This is a genomic window from Streptomyces sp. SCSIO 75703, from assembly GCF_036607905.1.
Lineage (GTDB): Bacteria > Actinomycetota > Actinomycetes > Streptomycetales > Streptomycetaceae > Streptomyces.
Window position 1 is genome coordinate 3677450 of the sequence record NZ_CP144555.1, and the last position, 17012, is coordinate 3694461.

General features: G+C 73.4%; 15 protein-coding genes and 3 tRNA genes. 9 read left to right on the forward strand and 9 right to left on the reverse strand.

Going from position 1 to position 17012, the window contains the following annotated elements; all coding sequences use genetic code 11:
* Window positions 1–471 precede the first annotated feature (471 nt).
* Window positions 472–2004 carry a N,N-dimethylformamidase beta subunit family domain-containing protein gene (locus VM636_RS16080; RefSeq protein WP_030422795.1) on the forward strand — a complete coding sequence of 511 codons (1533 nt, stop codon included), beginning with the start codon at window positions 472–474 and terminating at the stop codon, window positions 2002–2004.
* 205 nt (window positions 2005–2209) lie between these two features.
* Complete coding sequence (locus VM636_RS16085; protein WP_030422796.1) at window positions 2210–3115, forward strand: phosphoribosylaminoimidazolesuccinocarboxamide synthase; 906 nt, start codon at window positions 2210–2212, stop codon at window positions 3113–3115.
* 71 nt (window positions 3116–3186) lie between these two features.
* On the opposite strand, the gene VM636_RS16090 is transcribed toward VM636_RS16085, so the two are convergent.
* The 8 genes from VM636_RS16090 to VM636_RS16125 form a co-directional block, all read right to left on the reverse strand.
* Window positions 3187–3259, reverse strand: a tRNA-Gly gene (locus VM636_RS16090).
* A 22-nt stretch (window positions 3260–3281) separates the two neighbouring features.
* On the reverse strand, window positions 3282–3899 hold the full coding sequence (locus VM636_RS16095; protein ID WP_053914657.1) for a response regulator transcription factor: 618 nt from the start codon (window positions 3897–3899) through the stop codon (window positions 3282–3284).
* A gap of 425 nt (window positions 3900–4324) precedes the next feature.
* Window positions 4325–5584, reverse strand: a complete 1260-nt coding sequence (locus tag VM636_RS16100; protein ID WP_030422798.1) for a sensor histidine kinase — start codon at window positions 5582–5584, stop codon at window positions 4325–4327.
* 38 nt (window positions 5585–5622) lie between these two features.
* Window positions 5623–6489 carry an ABC transporter permease gene (locus tag VM636_RS16105; RefSeq protein ID WP_338484932.1) on the reverse strand — a complete coding sequence of 289 codons (867 nt, stop codon included), beginning with the start codon at window positions 6487–6489 and terminating at the stop codon, window positions 5623–5625.
* A complete protein-coding gene (locus VM636_RS16110) occupies window positions 6486–7478 on the reverse strand; it encodes an ABC transporter ATP-binding protein (RefSeq protein WP_053914659.1) in 993 nt (330 codons plus the stop codon). The genes VM636_RS16105 and VM636_RS16110 overlap by 4 nt, the downstream gene beginning before the upstream one ends.
* A 179-nt stretch (window positions 7479–7657) precedes the next feature.
* Window positions 7658–7730 (reverse strand) — tRNA-Gly (locus VM636_RS16115).
* Between the two features lie 95 nt (window positions 7731–7825).
* Window positions 7826–7897: transfer RNA gene (locus VM636_RS16120), tRNA-Gly, on the reverse strand.
* A 140-nt stretch (window positions 7898–8037) separates the two neighbouring features.
* Window positions 8038–8355, reverse strand: a complete 318-nt coding sequence (locus VM636_RS16125) for an Lsr2 family protein (protein WP_030422801.1) — start codon at window positions 8353–8355, stop codon at window positions 8038–8040.
* Window positions 8356–8695: 340 nt separating this feature from the next.
* Here VM636_RS16125 and purS point away from each other — a divergent pair, with 340 nt between their 5' ends.
* The 7 genes from purS (at window position 8696) to purM (ending at window position 16460) form a co-directional block, all read left to right on the forward strand.
* A complete protein-coding gene (purS, locus tag VM636_RS16130) occupies window positions 8696–8959 on the forward strand; it encodes a phosphoribosylformylglycinamidine synthase subunit PurS (RefSeq protein WP_030422802.1) in 264 nt (87 codons plus the stop codon).
* Window positions 8956–9636, forward strand: a complete 681-nt coding sequence (gene purQ / locus VM636_RS16135; protein ID WP_030422803.1) for a phosphoribosylformylglycinamidine synthase subunit PurQ — start codon at window positions 8956–8958, stop codon at window positions 9634–9636. The genes purS and purQ overlap by 4 nt, the downstream gene beginning before the upstream one ends.
* A complete protein-coding gene (purL, locus tag VM636_RS16140) occupies window positions 9633–11891 on the forward strand; it encodes a phosphoribosylformylglycinamidine synthase subunit PurL (RefSeq protein ID WP_053914660.1) in 2259 nt (752 codons plus the stop codon). The genes purQ and purL overlap by 4 nt, the downstream gene beginning before the upstream one ends.
* Window positions 11892–12112: 221 nt before the next feature.
* Window positions 12113–12919, forward strand: coding sequence for a sterol carrier family protein (locus VM636_RS16145; RefSeq protein ID WP_053914661.1), 807 nt, complete (start codon window positions 12113–12115; stop codon window positions 12917–12919).
* 46 nt (window positions 12920–12965) lie between these two features.
* Window positions 12966–13745, forward strand: coding sequence for an META domain-containing protein (locus VM636_RS16150; protein WP_053914662.1), 780 nt, complete (start codon window positions 12966–12968; stop codon window positions 13743–13745).
* Window positions 13746–13807: 62 nt separating this feature from the next.
* Entirely contained in the window at window positions 13808–15334 is a 1527-nt protein-coding gene (gene purF, locus VM636_RS16155) for an amidophosphoribosyltransferase (protein ID WP_030422806.1), read from the forward strand.
* Window positions 15335–15377: 43 nt separating this feature from the next.
* Complete coding sequence (gene purM, locus VM636_RS16160; RefSeq protein WP_030422807.1) at window positions 15378–16460, forward strand: phosphoribosylformylglycinamidine cyclo-ligase; 1083 nt, start codon at window positions 15378–15380, stop codon at window positions 16458–16460.
* A 75-nt stretch (window positions 16461–16535) separates the two neighbouring features.
* Here purM and VM636_RS16165 read toward each other — a convergent pair whose 3' ends face one another.
* Window positions 16536–16784, reverse strand: a complete 249-nt coding sequence (locus VM636_RS16165) for a DUF3073 domain-containing protein (protein ID WP_030422808.1) — start codon at window positions 16782–16784, stop codon at window positions 16536–16538.
* Window positions 16785–17012 lie beyond the last annotated feature (228 nt).

Genomic DNA, 17012 nt, shown 5'->3' on the forward strand with positions numbered 1-17012 from the left:
CACCGGCCGGCCCGCACGCCACGCCGACCCACCGGACCCCCGGTAAGACCCGCCGCCCCCTCCGGCACGGTCCCGCCGCACTCCCCGACCCACCGCGCCCCCACGACCCACCGCGCCCCCACGACCTGCCACGCCCCCACGACCTGCCGCACCCCTCCGGCCCACCCCCGCCCTCCGGCCCGCCGCACCCCTCCCGGCCCGCCCCTCCCACGTCCCCTCACGCCCTCCCCACCCCCGGCGTCCACTCCACTCCCCGCAACTCACCCCCCACCCGGTCCACCACCTCACCCCCGTCCCTTCACCTCCGAAACCGGTCTCCCCACTTCCACTTCGGCTCGCTTCACGACGAACCGTGACCACACCCGCGCCACATGTGATGTGCTGGGACCGATCGCGTACGAGGCACAGGCGTTCGTCTCCACGCACGGTGCGACCGCGGGGCAGGCCGGGAGAGAGGGAGAGGGACGTCCCATGGGGTCCGAGCACATCCGCCGCTGGGAGCCGGCCGTACGGGCACACGCCCTGACGGACCCCTTCGGACCGGGCCCCGTCCCCTGGCCGCGCGGCACCGAGACGCTTCCCGCCGACCCGTCCCGGACCGCCCACGCCAACGCCCCGGCTCCCGTCCCCGCGACCGCGCCCGCGGAGCGCGCCCCCTTCCCCCACCCCCGGCACCGCGCCGCCGCCCCACGCCCCACGGAGCACACCCCGCCCGGAGCCCTGCGCGCCGCCGACGACATCCGACGCCAGATCAAGGGCTTCACCGCCACCGGCGCCGTCGCACCCGGCGAGGACCTCGACTTCCACATCGGCGTCGACCCGCCCCAGCCGTTCGGCGTCGACGTCTACCGGATCGGCCACTACGGCGGCGAGGGCGCGGCACGCATCACCGGCAGCCCCCGGCTGTCCGGCATGGTCCAGCCGCCGCCGCTGACCGCCGACCGCACCGTCTCCTGCCACCACTGGTGGCTGTCCTGGCGGTTCCGGGTCCCGGCGTACTGGGGTGTCGGCGCCTACGTGGCCGTGCTGACCACCGCCGACGGGCACCGCACGCACATCCCCTTCACCGTCCGCGACGACCGCGCCGCCGACCTGCTGCTCGTCCTGCCCGACGTCACCTGGCAGGCGTACAACCTCTACCCGGCCGACGGCCGGACCGGCGCCAGCCTGCACCACGCCTGGGACGAGGAGGGCCGGCTGCTCGGCGAGGCCGACGCCGCGACCACCGTCTCCTTCGACCGGCCCTACGCGGGCACCGGCCTGCCCCCCTACGCCGGGCACGCCTACGACGTCATCCGCTTCGCCGAGCGCTACGGCTACGACCTCGCCTACGCCAACGCCGTCGACCTGCACACCGGCCGCGTCGACCCCACCCGGTACCGGGGCCTGGTCTTCCCCGGCCGGGACGCGTACTGGACCGCGGCGATGCGGGACACCGCCGAACGCGCCCGCGCGCTGGGCACCTCCCTGGTCTTCCTCTCCGCGGGCAGCCTCTCCCGGCGGGCCGAGCTGAGCGCGTCGCCCTCCGGCGCCCCCGGCCGTCTGCTCAGCGGCAGGGGGCGCCGCGGCACCGGCCGGCCGGCGCTGTGGCGGGAGACCGACCGCGCCGAACAGCGGCTGCTCGGCATCCAGCACGCCGGCGCCGTCCCCGCGCCACACCCGCTGATCGTCCGCAACGACGGGCACTGGCTGTGGGAGGCCACCGGAGCCCACGAGGGCGACCCGATCGAGGGCCTGGTCGCGGGCGAGGCCGACCGGTACTTCCCGCGCACCCCGCTCCCCGACCACGAGGAGAGGGTGCTGCTCGCCCACTCCCCGTACACCGACGCCGAGGGCGCCCCGCGCCACCAGGAGACGTCGCTGTACCGGGCCCCCTCCGGCGCCTGGGTCTTCGCCTCCGGCACCTGTGCGTGGTCCCCGGCACTGGACCGCCCCGGCCACGTCGACGCGCGCATCCAGCGCGCCACGGCCAACCTCCTGGACCGCGTCTGCAAACGGGACTGATCCCGCCCGGCCGGGGACGGCCTCCAGCCACCAGGGGACCGGACCGCCGCCCGGCCCACCCCCACCTGGGCACGCCTACCACCACCACCCGCATGCCACGCCGGACCGGCCGAAGCCCCAGGCCGGCCCGCCGCCACCCCGCGCCGAGACCCGCCTCCCGAATACGGGAGAATCACGTCATTGGACAGAACCACGGGGAGGAACCGTGTCCGGATTCGTCGAAAAGCCCGAGCCGACCGAGGTCCCGGGCCTGGTGCATCTGCACACCGGCAAGGTGCGCGACCTCTACCGCAACGAGGCCGGCGACCTCGTCATGGTCGCCAGCGACCGCGTCTCCGCCTACGACTGGGTGCTGCCGACCGAGATCCCCGACAAGGGCCGCATCCTCACCCAGCTCTCCCTGTGGTGGTTCGAGCAGCTCGCCGACCTGGTCCCGCACCACGTGATCAGCACCGGGCTGCCCCCCGGCGCCCCCGCCGACTGGGAGGGCCGGGCCCTGGTCTGCGCCTCGCTGCGCATGGTCCCCGTCGAGTGCGTGGCCCGCGGCTACCTCACCGGCTCCGGTCTCGCCGAGTACCGGCAGACCCGTACCGTCTGCGGGCTCGCCCTGCCCGAGGGCCTGGTCGACGGCTCCGAGCTGCCCGCCCCGATCTTCACCCCGGCCACCAAGGCCGAGGTCGGCGAGCACGACGAGAACGTCTCCTACGAGGAGGTCGCCCACCGGGTCGGCCCCGACACCGCGGCCCGGCTGCGCCAGGTGACCCTGGCCGTCTACTCCCGCGCCCGGGACATCGCCCGCGAGCGCGGCATCATCCTCGCGGACACCAAGTTCGAGTTCGGCTTCGCCGAGGGCGACGGGGACCTCGTCCTCGCCGACGAGGTCCTCACCCCGGACTCCTCCCGCTTCTGGCCGGCCGACCGCTGGCAGCCCGGCCGCGCCCAGCCCTCGTACGACAAGCAGTTCGTGCGGGACTGGCTCACCTCGGCCGAGTCCGGCTGGGACCGTACCGGCGAGCAGCCGCCGCCGGCGTTGCCCGAGCGGATCGTGGAGGCGACCCGGGCGCGGTACGTCGAGGCGTACGAGCGGCTGACCGGCCTGACCTGGTCGTAGCCCGGACCCCGGCGGTTCCGGCCGGGGGAACGACGAAGCCCCCGGCCGGAACCGGGGGCTTCGTTCAGCGGAGCGGACGACGAGGTTCGAACTCGCGACCTCAACCTTGGCAAGGTTGCGCTCTACCAGCTGAGCTACGTCCGCGTGCGCCGTGGCGCGACAGCCACTATACCCAACCGCGCTCCCGCGCGAGCCGGACCGCCGCGTGCCGGTTCTCCGCCCCGAGCTTGGTGACGGCCGACGACAGGTAGTTGCGTACGGTGCCCTCCGCGAGCGCGGCCCGCTCGGCGATCTCCGCGACGGGCGCCCCGTCGGCCGCGTGTTCCAGTACCTCGGCCTCGCGCGCGGTCAGCGGCGAGTCCCCGGCGGAGATCGCGTCGGCGGCCAACTCGGGGTCGACGTAGCGGTTTCCCGCGTGCACGGTGCGGATGAGTTCGGCCAGCCGCTGCGCGCTGACGGTCTTGGGGACGAAGCCGCGCACGCCCGCGGCCAGCGCCCGTTTCAGGTGGCCGGGGCGCCCGTGACCGGTCACGATCAGCACCTTGCAGCCGGGGAGTTCGGTGCGCAGCGATGTGGCGACCTTCACACCGTCCGCGCCGGGCATCTGGAGGTCGAGCACGGCGACGTCGGGCTCGTGCGCGCGGGCCATCGCCAGCGCCTCCGGGCCGGTGGCCGCCTCGGCGACGACGCGGAGGTCGTCCTCCAGCGAGAGCAGGGCGGCGAGCGCCCCGCGGATGAGGTGCTCGTCGTCCGCGAGCAGCACCCGCACGAGGGGCGTACTCACACGCCACCCCCGCCCACCGCGCTGCTCGCCGTACGGCTTTTCACCGTCACGTTGTCCCCGGTGCCGGTCCGGCCTGCCGCGCAGCCCACGTCCGCCGCGCCGGGCGCCGAGCCGTCCACGCCGGCCACGGTGCGCGCCGCGCCGCTCCCGCCGAGCCCACCACTCCCGCGTGCCGCGCCGGGCGCCGCGCCGCTCCCGCGTGCCGTGGCACCCCCGGCCACCGCCATCGCCTCCGCTACCTCACCGGTCACCCAAGTCTCCCCATTCGCCCCAGCACCACCGGCCACCACTGATTCCCTCATCTGGACGACGCTTCCGGCCTCGCCGCCCCCACGGGCCCTGCCCGCCCCACCGGTCACGCCCGTCTTCCCCACGGCCACACCCCTCCCAGCCGCCGCCCCGCCGCACCACCGGCCCCATCGGCGTCACAACCCCCCGCCCGCGACCACCCCGGCGACTCCGGCGGCATCGGCGACGGCACCGCCCCCCACCGGCACCTCAGCCCGCAGCCGGAAGACGCCCTTGCCGGCCGGGCCCGCCTCCAGCGTGCCGCCCACCGCGGCGAGCCGTTCGCGCAGACCGGCGAGGCCGGAGCCGCCGGGCCGGTCGGCGGACGGCGCGGGCGCCCCGTCGTTCTCCACCGTGAGCACCACACGCCCCTTCGCCCTGCGCACCGTCACGGCGCAGGACTTCGCGTCCCCGTGCCGCAGCACGTTGGTGGTCGCCTCCCGCACCACCCAGCCGAGCGCCGACTGCGCCCCGGCGGGCAGCCCGGACGGGTCGCCGGCCACCTCGCAGGCGATGCCGGCGGCGGTCAGCACGCCCCGGGCACCCGTGATCTCGACCTCCAGGTCGGCCTCCCGGTAGCCGCGCACCACGTCCCGCACCTCGCGCTGCGACTCCTGGGCGATGCGCTGCACCTCGATCATCTGCTCGACGGCCTCGGGCCGGCCGCGCCGGGCCAACCGCACCGCCAGTTCGCTCTTGAGGGCGATGACCGCGAGGTTGCGGCCCATCACGTCGTGCAGGTCCCGCCCGAAGCGCAGCCGCTCCTCGGCGACCGCGAGCCGTGCCCGGGTCTCGCGGGCCTCGTCGAGGGCGTAGACGGCGTTGAGCAGCCGGACCGAGAAGACCGAGGTGAACGCCACGAAACCGCCGCCGATCAGCACGATGAGCGCGGTCGAGGCGGCGGCCGTCACGCCCGTCCCCCACGCCGCCGAGACCAGCCCCGCACCGGCGGCGAAGCCCGCGACCACGGCGCACACGCGCCGCCGGGTGCGTATGCCGAGCGCGATGACGCCGGGCCCGAAGCACAGGACGATGCCGAAGGCCGCGCCCGCCGCCTGGCCCGTGCCCTCGCCGCCCGGACCGTGCCGCGCCAGCGCGGTGGCGGCCGTCGCGACCACACCGGTGGCGGCGGCGAGCGCCCACAGCAGCCGCACCGGCTGTTCCCGGCGGCCCCGGGTCCAGTCCAGGGAGCGCGAGGTCGCGGGCAGCATCAGCGCGGCGTGCCCGGAGACCAGCAGGACCAGCCCGCCCGCGATCCGGGGCCCGGCGTGCTGCAGGGCGGTCGTGCCGACGGTGAGGAGTTCCAGGAGCGCGAAGGAGTGGAACGACCACCGCGTGTACGTCTCCACCTTCGCCGGCGTGCTCTTCCGGCGCCACCAGCTCCCCGGCCTGCCCATCGTCTCGTCCCGTCCTCCCGGCCGTGCGGCCCGTGTCGTCAGCGTCGCGGTTCCCAGCGGAACCACCGGCGTACAGCAAACACGGCGAGCGCGGTCCAGGCCACCGCCGTGGCGAGCGCGGTCAGTGTCCCGCCGGCCGGCAGGCCGCCGGTCCAGCCGGCCCGCACCAGGGTGACGACCGGGGTCAGCGGCAGCAGTTCGCAGACGGAGGCGATCCGGGCCGGGAGCAGTTCCAGGGGGACGAACATGCCGGAGCCCAGCATGGAGACGATCATCAGGGGCATCGGCGTGACCTGCGCGCTCTCGCCGGTCCGGGTGAAGCCGGCGGTGACCGCGGCGAGCGCGGCGCAGAGCACGAGGCCGAGCAGCACCCCGGCGACGGCCAGCTGCGGCGCGGGCGGCGCGGGCAGGTCCAGGAGCAGCGAACAGGCGGCCGTCAGCAGCAGGCACTGGACGAGGCCGGTCAGCGAGGCGGGCAGGGCCGACCCGGCGATGATCTCGGCGTCCCGCAGTTCACCGGTGCGCAGCCGCTTGAGGACGAGTTCCTCGCGGCGGACGACGAAGACGCCGACGAGCGCCGAGTAGACGGCGAAGAGCAGCGAGAAGCCGACGGCGGCGGGCAGGACGACGGTGCCGACGGACAGCCCCGCCTCGGCGAGGTCCATCTTGGTGGCTGCCGAGCGCACGCTGAGCGGCAGGACGAGCGGGACGAACACCGCGGCCACGAGGGTGCCCTTGCTCCGGCCCAGGAGGGTGAGTTCGGCGCGGGCGAGGGCGCCGATCCGGCCGAGCGGTGTGCGGGCCGGCCCCCGCGCCGACCGCCCGGTCCCCCCGGTGCCCGTGCCCGTCGTCCCCGTCGTCCCCGTCGTGCCCGTCGTACGGCCGGGTGCCTCCGTGCCGTTCATGCCGCGTACTCCTCGTGCTGCGTGGCCGTCGTCGTCGCCGTCCTCGTCGTCGTCGCCGTCTCGGACGCCTGCTCGGCGATCCGCAGGAACGCCTCCTCCAGGGAGGCCGAGCGGATGTCCAGCCCCCGCAGTTCGACTCCGGCCCGGTCGGCCCACACCAGCAGGGCGGTGGCGGCCCGCTGGAGGTCGCGGGTGCGCAGCCGGACCGTGCGGCCGTCGGTCTCGTGCCCGGTGACGCCCAGCTCGCCCAGGGGCGGCAGATCGCCGACGAAGTACCCCTCGGGCAGGGCGAAGGAGATCCGGGCGGGCTGGGCGGCGGTGACCTCGGCCGGGGTGCCGGTGGCGGCGATGCGGCCCCGGTGCAGGATGGCGAGCCGGTCGGCGAGGCTCTCGGCCTCCTCCAGGTAGTGCGTGGTGAGCAGGACCGTCGTGCCGCCGTCGCGCAGTGCGCGCACCAGGTCCCAGGTGGCGCGGCGGCCTTCGGCGTCCAGCCCGGTGGTGGGCTCGTCGAGGAAGAGCACCTCGGGCTCGCCGAGCAGGGCGAGGGCCAGGTCCAGGCGGCGCCGCTCGCCGCCGGAGAGCTGCTTGACGCGGGTCCGGGCCTTGCCGGACAGGCCGACGAGTTCCAGCGCCTCCCCCTCGGGGCGGGCGCCGCTCACGCAGCCGGCCCACATCCTGGTGGTCTCGGCGACGGTCAGCTCGGACGGGAAGCCGCCCTCCTGGAGCATCACGCCGGTCCGGGGGCGGACCGCGGCCCGCTCGGTGTGGGGGTCGTGGCCGAGGACCCGCACCCGGCCGCCCGCCGGGGCGGCGAGCCCTTCCAGCAGTTCGACGGTGGAGGTCTTGCCGGCCCCGTTGGTGCCCAGCAGGGCGAAGACCTCGCCGCGGCGCACGGAGAAGTCGATCCCGCGCACCGCCTCGAACCCGCCCCCGTAGACACGTCGCAGGCCGGTGACCTCGATCGCGTGTTCCTGTTCGTCTGCTCGCATGTCTCCAGCGTCGCGGCGCCGGGGGAGCGTCGTCAGTGCGCGGTGTCATCGGCTCGCGTGACACATGTCAGGGACCGGCCGGCCTTCGGGGACACCGAAAGCCCCGGACGCCCGGCGGTGCGGGGAGGCCCGGGACACGAGAAAGACCCCGGTCCACAAGAACCGGGGTCTTCACCATGAGCGGACGACGAGGTTCGAACTCGCGACCTCAACCTTGGCAAGGTTGCGCTCTACCAGCTGAGCTACGTCCGCACTGCCCCCGACCGGCTTTCACCGATCGGTGCGAGCACCAGCCTACCCGATCCGTTCCGGTGAAGTGACCCCGGTGAGGACGGTGGGCTGAGCAGAGCGGGTGACAGGAATTGCACACTGCGCCTTCCCCCTGGAAGGGGGATGTTCTACTACTGAACTACACCCGCGTGGTCCGTGAGGCGGGGGCCTTCCGGCCTTGCCCCTCGGCGTGCTCCAGACTCTAGCTGATCACCCGGGGTGCTGCGCAAGTCGGTTGCCGCCAGGGGCCGGTGAGCGGCCGTCGGCCCCCGGCGCCGGGTCCGCCGGATCACTGCGCCTGGGCGAACGCCTCGTACACCTTCTTTGGGATCCTGCCGCGCGCCGGCACGTCCATCCGGTTCGCCTGCGCCCAGGCGCGCACCGCCGCCGGGGCCGGGGCCACCTCGGTCTGCCGGTACGCCCGCCCGGACCGGGAGCGCTTGCGGCCGGCCGACACATAGGGTTCGAGGGCCTTGCGCAGTTTGCGGGCATTGGCTTCGTTGAGGTCGATCTCGTACGTGCGGCCGTCGACGCCGAAGGCGATCGTCTCCGTCGCTTCCGAGCCGTCGATGTCGTCATAGAGAGTGACCACGACACGCTGCGCCACGAATATCGGTCCCTTCATGTGGCATCTCCGCGATGACGTGCCAGGACGTCGCGATGATGCCGGCTGTTCGCCAGTATGTGGGCAAAGCATCGGCTCAAGACATTTCATTTGTACAGTGCCTGGCATTGCCATGTGAAGCTCGACTAAATCTCTCCGCGTGTCTGTCGCGCAATAGCCACCGGGGATCGATCCGGAATCTTTCCCGAAGATTTTCGTCCGCGCCTCTCCCGAGGGGCCGTCCGTGAGGGCGGTCACGTAGCATCCTCCAATGCTACGCGGGTAGAAATTTTGGGCGGGTAGTCTGAAGGGACCTGCTCAGCACCACACACCGGGAGTGCCAGTGGCACGCGTCGTAGTCGACGTCATGCTCAAGCCGGAGATCCTCGACCCCCAGGGCCAGGCGGTGCAGCGCGCACTGCCGCGGCTCGGTTTCGAGGGCATCTCCGACGTACGTCAGGGAAAGCGATTCGAACTCGAAGTGGACGGGCCGGTCGACGACGCCGCCCTCGCCCGCATCCGTGATCTTGCGGAATCCTTCCTCGCCAACACCGTGATCGAGGACTTCACCGTCAGGGTCGAGGAAGTCGCGGAGGCCGCGAAGTGACCGCTCGTATTGGCGTCGTCACTTTCCCGGGCAGCCTCGACGACCGCGACACGCAGCGGGCGATCCGCCTCGCGGGCGCCGAGCCGGTCGCGCTCTGGCACAAGGACAAGGACCTCAAGCAGGTCGACGCGGTCGTCCTGCCCGGCGGCTTCTCCTACGGCGACTACCTCCGCGCCGGCGCGATCTCCCGCTTCTCCCCGGTGATGGACACCGTGATCGACCAGGCGCGGGCCGGTCTGCCGGTGCTCGGCATCTGCAACGGCTTCCAGGTCCTCACCGAGGCCCACCTGCTCCCGGGCGCCATGCTGGGCAACGACCACCGGCACTTCGTCTGCCGCGACCAGAAGCTGCGGGTGGAGAACGCCGCGACCGCCTGGACCTCGGACTACACCGAGGGCCAGGAGATCCACATCCCGCTGAAGAACATGGACGGCCGGTACGTCGCCGACGCGTACACGCTCGACCAGCTGGAGGCGGAGGGCCGGGTCGCCTTCCGCTACCTGGACGTCAACCCCAACGGCTCGCTCCGCGACATCGCCGGCGTCACCAACGAGGCCGGGAACGTCGTCGGCCTCATGCCGCACCCCGAGCACGCCACCGAGCCGCTGATCGGCACCGGCCGCACCGACGGCCTGCCCTTCTTCACCTCGATCCTCAAGAAGCTGGTCAACGCATGAGCCGGACGCCTCTGGACACGGTCGAGCACGCGGCCGCGACCCCCGACGTCGAGCTGCCCTGGGCCGAACTCGGCCTCAAGAAGGACGAGTACGAGCGGGTGGTGGAGATCCTCGGCCGCCGCCCGACCGGCGCCGAGCTCGCCATGTACTCGGTGATGTGGTCCGAGCACTGCTCGTACAAGTCCTCCAAGGTCCACCTGCGCCAGTTCGGCGAGAAGGCCCCCGAGTCCGACGCCCTCCTCGTCGGCATCGGCGAGAACGCCGGCGTCGTCGACGTGGGCCAGGGCTACGCGGTCACCTTCAAGGTGGAGTCGCACAACCACCCCTCCTACGTCGAGCCCTACCAGGGCGCGGCCACCGGCGTCGGCGGCATCGTCCGCGACATCATCGCCATGGGCGCCCGCCCGGTCGCCGTCGTGGACCCCCTGCGCTTCGGCGCCGCCGACCACCCCGACACCCGGCGCGTGCTGCCCGGCGTCGTCGCGGGCATCGGCGGCTACGGCAACTGCCTGGGCCTGCCCAACATCGGCGGCGAGGTCGTCTTCGACTCCTGCTACCAGGGCAACCCGCTGGTCAACGCCGGCGCCATCGGCGTCATGCGGCACGAGGACATCCACCTCGCCAAGGCGTCCGGCGCCGGCAACAAGGTCATCCTCTACGGTGCCCGCACCGGCGGCGACGGCATCGGCGGCGCCTCGATCCTCGCCTCCGAGACCTTCGACGACGCCAAGCCGTCCAAGCGCCCGGCGGTCCAGGTCGGCGACCCCTTCCAGGAGAAGCTCCTCATCGAGTGCACCCTGGAGGCGTTCCGGGAGAAGCTCGTCGTCGGCATCCAGGACCTCGGCGCGGCCGGACTGTCCTGCGCCACCTCCGAGCTGGCCTCCAACGGCTCGGGCGGCATGCGCGTCGTCCTCGACGACGTGCCGCTGCGCGACTCCACGCTCTCGCCCGAGGAGATCCTCATGAGCGAGTCGCAGGAGCGCATGTGCGCCGTGGTCGAGCCCGGCAAGGTCGACCGCTTCCTGGAGATCTGCGCCAAGTGGGACGTCATCGCCACCGTCATCGGCGAGGTGACCGACGGCGACCGCCTGGAGATCTTCTGGCACGGCGGCAAGATCGTCGACGTGGACCCGCGCACCGTCGCCCACGACGGCCCGGTCTACGAGCGGCCCTACGCCCGCCCCGCGTGGCAGGACGCCCTCCAGGCCGACGACGCGAACGAGCTGCCCCGCCCGGAGACCTCCGAGGAGCTGAGGGACCAGGTCCTGAAGCTGGTCGCGTCCCCGAACCAGGCGTCCAAGAAGTGGATCACCCAGCAGTACGACCACTTCGTGCAGGGCAACACCGTCCTCGCCCAGCCCGAGGACGCGGGCATGATCCGCATCGACGAGGAGAGCGGCCTCGGCGTCGCCATCGCCACCGACGGGAACGGCCGCTACGCCAAGCTGGACCCGTACCACGGCGCCCAGCTCGCCCTCGCCGAGGCGTACCGGAACGTGGCGACGACCGGCGCGAAGCCCCTCGCCGTCTCCGACTGCCTGAACTTCGGCTCGCCGGAGGACCCGGCGGTCATGTGGCAGTTCGCCGAGACCGTGCGCGGGCTGGCCGACGGCTGCCTGCAGCTCGGCACCCCGGTGACCGGCGGCAACGTCTCGCTCTACAACCAGACCGGCGAGGCCGCCATCCACCCGACGCCGGTCGTCGCCGTCCTCGGCGTCATCGACGACGTGGCCCGGCGCACGCCGGCCGCGTTCCGGGAGGAGGGCCAGCTCCTGTACCTCCTCGGCGACACCCGCGAGGAGTTCGGCGGCTCGGCCTGGTCGCAGGTCGTCCACGACCACCTCGGGGGCCTGCCCCCGGCGGTCGACCTGGAGCGCGAGCGGCTGCTCGCCGACATCCTGATCTCCGCCTCCCGCGACGGCATGATCGACGCCGCGCACGACCTGTCCGACGGCGGGCTGGTCCAGGCGGTCGTCGAGTCGGCGCTGCTCGGCGGCAAGGGCGCCCGGCTGGTCGTCCCGGACGGGCTGGACGCCTTCACCTTCCTCTTCTCCGAGTCGGCCGGGCGCGCGATCGTCGCCGTGCCGCGTTCGGAGGAGGTCCGCTTCACCGACATGTGCGGCGCCCGCGGTCTGCCGGCCACCCGTATCGGGGTCGTGGACGGGGACGCGGTGGAGGTCCAGGGCGAGTTCTCGCTGTCCCTGGAACAACTGCGCACCGCGCACGAGGAGACCATTCCGGCGCTGCTCGCCTGAGCCGCGCCCCCGCTCCGCGCCGCCCCCGCCCGGTCCGCCGGGCGGGGGCGGCGCGGTTTCCGCGGGCGGACGCCCGGGGCGCGGCGGCCGGTGCCCCGGCGCGCCTCCGGAGGCCGGGGCGGACCGGTGCCGGTGAGCGCGGCCGTGGGAGGCCGGGGTGGCCCGGTGCCGGTGAGCGCGGCCGTGGGCGGGCTGTCGGTGCCAGACCCTAGGCTGCGGGCATGCCCCCCGCCGTGAAACGTGCCCGCCGCTACGACCCCGCCCGGACCCGCGCCGCGGTACTGGCACAGCTCTCCCACCTCCGGGGGGCCGCCCGCGCCCTCACGCCGGAACACCTCGCGCTGCCCGTCCGCGCCGGGGAGCGCACCGTGGGCGCACTGCTCGCCGGCGCGCACGCGGCCCTGACGGAGGGGGAGCGCCTGCTGGCCGAGCCCGCCCCGGCCCGCCAGGACCTCCGCCTCGCCGACTGGCCGAGGCTGACGACGCTGCCGGTGCCGGATGCGGGCGGCCCCGCCCCGGCCCCGCCCGCCGACCCCGCCGACCCCGCGGCTCTCGACGCCCTCCTCGCCGACGCCGGGCGGCGCTTCGCCGCGGCCCTCGACGCCCACCCCGGCACCCGCCTGCTGCCCACCGGCGCCGGCGCCCTGCCCCTGGCCGACCACGTCGTCACCCGCGCCGCCGACCTCGTCGTGCGCGCCGACGACCTCGACACCGCCGTACCCGGCCTCGACGTGCCCCGCGACCGGCAGGCCCTCGCCACCGCGACCCGGCTGCTGGCCGACGCGCTCGCCGCCGGAGCACCCGGCGGCTCCACCGAGGTACGGGTCCCGCCGTACGCCGTCGTGCAGTGCGTCGAGGGCCCCCGGCACACCCGCGGCACCCCGCCCAACGTCGTCGAGACCGACCCGCTGACCTGGGTCCGGCTCGCCACCGGCCGGCTGACCTGGGCGGACGCCGTGGCCGGGGCGCTGGTCAGCGCGAGCGGGGGACGGGCCGACCTCGGCGCCCTGCTGCCGCTCCGCCCCTGATCCGGGGCCGGGGGAACCGGACCGCGCCCGTCTCCGTCGAAGCCGCATGGACCGGAACAGGCAGCGCACGACCCTGACCGTGGCGGCCGCGGCCGCGCTCGTCCCCCTGCTGGCGGCCTGCGGAAGCCGCCCCGCCGACAGCGGATCGGCCGGCGCCGGCCGCCCGCTGACCGGCATCGACTGGAGCGTCGACAGCGTCACCGCCGGCGGCACCACCCACCGCGCCCCGGACAGCGCCCACGTCCGCATCGGCGAGGACGGCACCGCCGAGGGCAGCCTCGGCTGCAACCGCTTCACCGCCCGCGCCGACCTGAGCGACGGCCGCATCCGGCTCAGCGAGGCCACGTCGACCGACATGGCCTGCGAGAACACCTCCGCGGACTTCGAACGCACCCTCTCCCGCACCCTCACCGAGGGCCCCCTGACCCCCCGTGCCGAGGACGGCGGCGGCCTCACCCTCACCACCCCCGCCGGGGACACCGTCCGGCTGAGCCAGGGGCGGGACGCGTCCCTCCACGGGACCGGGTGGACCGTGACGACCCCGGCGGGCCAGGGCCGCGCCCACCTCACCTTCGACCCGGACGAGGGCACCGTCGGCGGCAGCCTGGGCTGCAACCACGTACGCGCCGAGGCGACGGTGCGCGACGGCCATATCACCCTCGGCCGAGCGTCCACCACCCGAATGATGTGCGAAGACTCACTCATGGACACCGAGAAGCGGTTGCTGAGCCTCTTCGACGGCCCGGTCGCCTACCGCGTCGATCAGCGCAACCTGACGCTGACCAGCGAGAACGGAACGGTGGTGCGGGCCGTCGCCGCGGAGTGACCCGAGGCCGAGGAGGTATCCCCAGTTCGGACCAGCGGCCGGCCTCGCCTACACTCGGGAACGTGCCACGTGGTGACGGTCGACTCAATCACGATCTGCTCCCCGGTGAGAAGGGCCCCCAGGACGCATGCGGCGTCTTCGGTGTCTGGGCTCCGGGCGAAGAGGTCGCAAAGCTCACGTACTTCGGGCTGTACGCCCTCCAGCATCGGGGCCAGGAATCCGCGGGTATCGCGGTGAGCAACGGCTCCCAGATCCTCGTCTTCAAGGACATGGGCCTCGTGTCCCAGGTCTTCGACGAGACCTCCCTCGGCTCGCTCCAGGGCCACATCGCGGTCGGACACGCCCGCTACTCGACCACCGGTGCCTCCGTGTGGGAGAACGCCCAGCCGACGTTCCGCGCCACCGCGCAGGGTTCCCTCGCGCTCGGGCACAACGGCAACCTCGTCAACACGGCCCAGCTCGCCGAGATGGTCGCCGCCCTGCCCCAGCGGGACGGGCGCTCCACCCGGGTCGCGGCGACCAACGACACCGACCTGATCACGGCCCTGCTCGCGGGCCAGGTCGACGACGACGGCAAGCCGCTGACCGTCGAGGAGGCCGCCCACACCGTCCTCCCGGAGGTCAAGGGCGCTTTCAGCCTCGTCTTCATGGACGAGCAGACGCTCTACGCCGCCCGCGACCCGCAGGGCATCCGCCCGCTGGTCCTCGGCCGCCTGGAGCGTGGCTGGGTGGTCGCCTCCGAGTCCGCCGCCCTCGACATCTGCGGCGCCAGCTTCGTCCGCGAGATCGAGCCGGGCGAGTTCGTCGCCATCGACGAGAACGGCCTGCGCACCACCCGATTCGCGGAAGCAAAGCCCAAGGGCTGCGTCTTCGAGTACGTGTACCTGGCGCGTCCGGACACCGACATCGCGGGCCGCAACGTCTACCTCTCGCGGGTCGAGATGGGCCGCCGGCTGGCCGCCGAGGCCCCCGCCGACGCCGATCTCGTCATAGCCACCCCGGAATCCGGCACCCCCGCCGCGATCGGCTACGCCGAGGCGTCCGGCATCCCCTTCGGCAACGGACTGGTGAAGAACGCCTACGTCGGGCGCACCTTCATCCAGCCCTCCCAGACCATCCGGCAGCTCGGCATCCGGCTGAAGCTGAATCCGCTGAAGGAAGTCATCAAGGGCAAGCGGCTGGTCGTCGTGGACGACTCCATCGTCCGCGGCAACACCCAGCGCGCCCTGGTGCGCATGCTGCGCGAGGCCGGTGCCGCCGAGATCCACATCAGGATCTCCTCCCCGCCGGTGAAGTGGCCGTGCTTCTTCGGCATCGACTTCGCCACCCGCGCCGAGCTGATCGCCAACGGCATGACCATCGAGGAGATCGGCACCTCGCTCGGCGCCGACTCGCTGGCGTACATCTCCCTGGACGGCATGATCGAGGCGACCACCATCGCCAAGCCCGACCTGTGCCGTGCCTGCTTCGACGGCGAGTACCCGATGGAGCTGCCCGACCCCGAGCTGCTCGGCAAGCAGCTCCTGGAGACGGAGCTGGCCGCCGGGCCCGCCGCCACGGCCGCCGCCGACGCCATCCGTCGCCCGTAGCCGTCCGCCCCACCAGCCGTACGACACGAAGGTTCTCATCGTCATGCCTGACACAACCGGTGCCAGCCCCGCGGCGGCCTCCTACAAGACAGCGGGCGTCGACATCGAGGCGGGTGACCGCGCGGTCGAGCTGATGAAGGAGTGGGTGAAGCGGACCCACCGCCCCGAGGTCCTCGGCGGCCTCGGCGGATTCGCCGGCCTCTTCGACGCCTCCGCCCTCAAGCACTACGAGCGGCCCCTGCTCGCCTCCGCCACGGACGGCGTCGGCACCAAGGTCGACATCGCCCGCCGCATGGGCGTCTACGACACCATCGGCCACGACCTGGTCGCCATGGTCATGGACGACATCGTGGTGTGCGGCGCCGAGCCGCTCTTCATGACCGACTACATCTGCGTCGGCAAGGTGCACCCCGAACGGGTCGCCGCCATCGTCAAGGGCATCGCCGAAGGCTGTGTGCTGGCCGGCTGCGCCCTGGTGGGCGGCGAGACGGCCGAGCACCCCGGCCTGCTCGGCGAGGACGACTTCGACGTGGCCGGCGCCGGCACGGGTGTCGTGGAGGCCGACCGGCTGCTGGGCCCCGACCGCATCCGCGAGGGGGACGCGGTCATCGCCATGGCCGCCTCCGGTCTTCACTCCAACGGGTACTCGCTCGTCCGCCACGTGCTGCTGAACGAGGGCGGGCTCTCCCTGGAGACCCACCTCGACGGACTCGGCCGCACCCTCGGCGAGGAACTGCTGGAGCCCACCAAGATCTACTCGCTGGACTGCCTGGCGCTGCTGCGCACCACCGAGGTGCACGCCTTCAGCCACGTGACCGGTGGCGGACTCGCCGCCAACCTCGCCCGCGTCGTCCCCGAGGGACTGCACGCGGTCGTGGACCGCTCCACCTGGACCCCGGGCGCCGTCTTCGACCTGGTCAGGACCACCGGCCGGGTCGAGCGCCTGGAGCTGGAGAAGACCCTCAACATGGGCGTCGGCATGATCGCCGTGGTGCCCGAGGAGTCCACCGACGTGGCGCTGGCGACCCTCGCCGACCGCGGGGTGGACGCCTGGGTGGCCGGCGAGATCACCGACCGCGGCGACCACGCCACGGGTGCGGCGCTGGTCGGCGACCACGCCCACTGAGGCGATGGTGAAGCGGGTAGCACAGAACCCGGTCGGTGACGGGGGTCACCGACCGGGTGGGTGTTCTGTGCAAGGTCAAGCGCCGCGACGTTGCTTCGGGGACTGGCCGTCCTCGTCCGCGTCGTCGTCCTCATAGAGGTCGGCGTACCGTGCGTATACGTCCTCGTGCTCATCGTCCTCGAACCGCTCGCCGTTCGGCGGTTGCGCATTCGACGTCGATGCGCCCAGCTCCTCGGCCAGGCGTGAGAGGTCAGTCCCACCGCTGTTGTACTTCAGCTGGCGGGCGACCTTCGTCTGCTTGGCCTTGGCCCGGCCGCGCCCCATGGCTCGACCCCCTCAACGACGGGGCTCGACGGCCCCAGAGTCTTGACACGCGTTCATGGTCCGGAACGGACTCTCCGTAGAGAGACCGGTCCGTAGGGCTTCCACGGTACCTGAGCCCACGCACATACGGTACGTCGCCCACAGGACGTGGCCACGCCCCAGACCGACGAGGCGTGCTGTCCTCGCTGGTCAAGGGCGATTTTAACCACCTTTCCGCGGTCGACCCGC

Coding starts and splice junctions, on each gene's coding strand:
- VM636_RS16080 (WP_030422795.1), top strand. CDS start 472: ATGGGGTCCGAGCACATCCGCCGCTGGGAGCCGGCCGTACGGGCACAC.
- VM636_RS16100 (WP_030422798.1), bottom strand. CDS start 5,584: ATGGGCAGGCCGGGGAGCTGGTGGCGCCGGAAGAGCACGCCGGCGAAG.
- VM636_RS16105 (WP_338484932.1), bottom strand. CDS start 6,489: ATGAACGGCACGGAGGCACCCGGCCGTACGACGGGCACGACGGGGACG.
- VM636_RS16110 (WP_053914659.1), bottom strand. CDS start 7,478: ATGCGAGCAGACGAACAGGAACACGCGATCGAGGTCACCGGCCTGCGA.
- purL (WP_053914660.1), top strand. CDS start 9,633: ATGAGCCGGACGCCTCTGGACACGGTCGAGCACGCGGCCGCGACCCCC.
- VM636_RS16145 (WP_053914661.1), top strand. CDS start 12,113: ATGCCCCCCGCCGTGAAACGTGCCCGCCGCTACGACCCCGCCCGGACC.
- VM636_RS16150 (WP_053914662.1), top strand. CDS start 12,966: ATGGACCGGAACAGGCAGCGCACGACCCTGACCGTGGCGGCCGCGGCC.
- purM (WP_030422807.1), top strand. CDS start 15,378: ATGCCTGACACAACCGGTGCCAGCCCCGCGGCGGCCTCCTACAAGACA.
- VM636_RS16165 (WP_030422808.1), bottom strand. CDS start 16,784: ATGGGGCGCGGCCGGGCCAAGGCCAAGCAGACGAAGGTCGCCCGCCAG.